General features: G+C 46.6%; 1 protein-coding gene and 2 pseudogenes. All 3 read right to left on the minus strand.

Annotated elements, in window-relative coordinates; all coding sequences use genetic code 11:
- The coding region (locus ACJHYR_RS27720) for a transposase (RefSeq protein WP_171946114.1) at window positions 1-370 on the minus strand (370 nt) is incomplete at its 3' end.
- A gap of 196 nt (window positions 371-566) precedes the next feature.
- Window positions 567-1,161 (minus strand): annotated as a pseudogene (locus ACJHYR_RS27725) (integrase core domain-containing protein); the annotation flags it as partial.
- A gap of 49 nt (window positions 1,162-1,210) precedes the next feature.
- Window positions 1,211-1,391 (minus strand): annotated as a pseudogene (locus tag ACJHYR_RS27730) (ISL3 family transposase); the annotation flags it as partial.
- Between the last annotated feature and the right edge of the window lie 14 nt (window positions 1,392-1,405).

Here is a 1,405-nt window from a genome sequence, read left to right on the forward strand (position 1 = left end):
AGGCTGAGGTAATTTCGCGGGTAGTCATCCCTCTGGCATACAGCGCCAGGATCTGGTTGTCCATGCCGGTAATGCGGGTCTGATTTTTCTTCACCAGTTGTGGTTCGAAGGTATTTTCACGGTCACGCGGCGTGTTAAGTTCGATCTCGCCATCATCGCACAATACCGTTTTTGACGAGTAGCCATTACGGGTATTAGAGCCTGATTTAGGAGCATTTTTCTCATGACCTAGATGGTCAGTCAGTTCTGCATTGAGCGCCGTTTCGACGGTAAGCTTTGTCAACATGCGTGAAAACTGGTTGAGGTCGGCTTCGGTTTTAAGGCCTTTGGCCAGTTCAGCCGCAAGGACTTTAAGTTTCTTTTCGTCCATCGTTTGCCTGTCTCCGTTGTTGGAGTGAACATATCAAAAACAGGCAATTACACAATTTTAATTACAGTCTCTTCAGAATGGGTAATCAGTGACCGTCCTGACGGTCACTTTAAAGAAAATGCATATTACACAGAATGGTAAACAGGCTCAACATAGAGCTTGAAGGTAGTTGTTGCCTTGTAATAAAATGTGTGATTCATAGACATCGTTTCAATTTTCTCAGTTCAAGTTCAGGCTTGTAATTCTGTTCCTGTATATGCTCTTCATTGGGCTGATAGTTTGCATGAACGGCATCGGAGTATGGTGTTTTCTCAGCAAGTTCAAAGTAGCGTTCCATCGGAGTTTTACCGTTGTGAGCGCTATGAGGACGTTCCCTGTTATAGTAATGCTACCATTCTGCTAGCAATCCCTTCAGGTCATCAGCAGAAAGATCTACGGTAGCGTAAAACTCAGCTTTGTCTGTCTTTTGGGAACGTCCAACCTTTATTACATCAGGCGACAACTACCTTGAAAAACGCCGTTACTCACCGATCCCCTTCACGGTAATACGCACTATTGCCAGTGAGATTGAATGAAGTCGTTTTAACTCGCTTTGAATACGTCTTGCCCCCAGATTTCGCTGAGAACGTAACTTCCAGAATCAGAGCGACTTCGCAAGTGCTGGTTTTCGTTGATGGTGAACGCTTGGAGCGACGGCTGTAGCTTTCCAGACCAGCGATGCCCTGAGCCAGATATCTGCGCCACCATTTACACAATGTGGGCCGAGAAGTGCCACAGTGACGGCATACAAATGTCAACGACGGATGAAAAGTGGCTCTTACGCAACCTGGATGGAGATTTTCATGCCAGTGGACTCATGACCCTCTGCCTGAGTAGTTCAAATCCGGCTCGACCATACATCTGGCCTTTCAGCATTTTTAGTCGATTTACATGACTTTCGACAACCCCCATTATTCCAGCGACTGCTGATTGCCTCACATATAGCCGCAGCATCAGCTGCCATCCTTGCAGCCACGCGCCGAAGTTACCACTTTC

Origin of the sequence: Escherichia sp. WS1450 (assembly GCF_046487395.1) — a bacterium.
Classification (GTDB): Bacteria; Pseudomonadota; Gammaproteobacteria; order Enterobacterales; family Enterobacteriaceae; genus Escherichia; species Escherichia coli.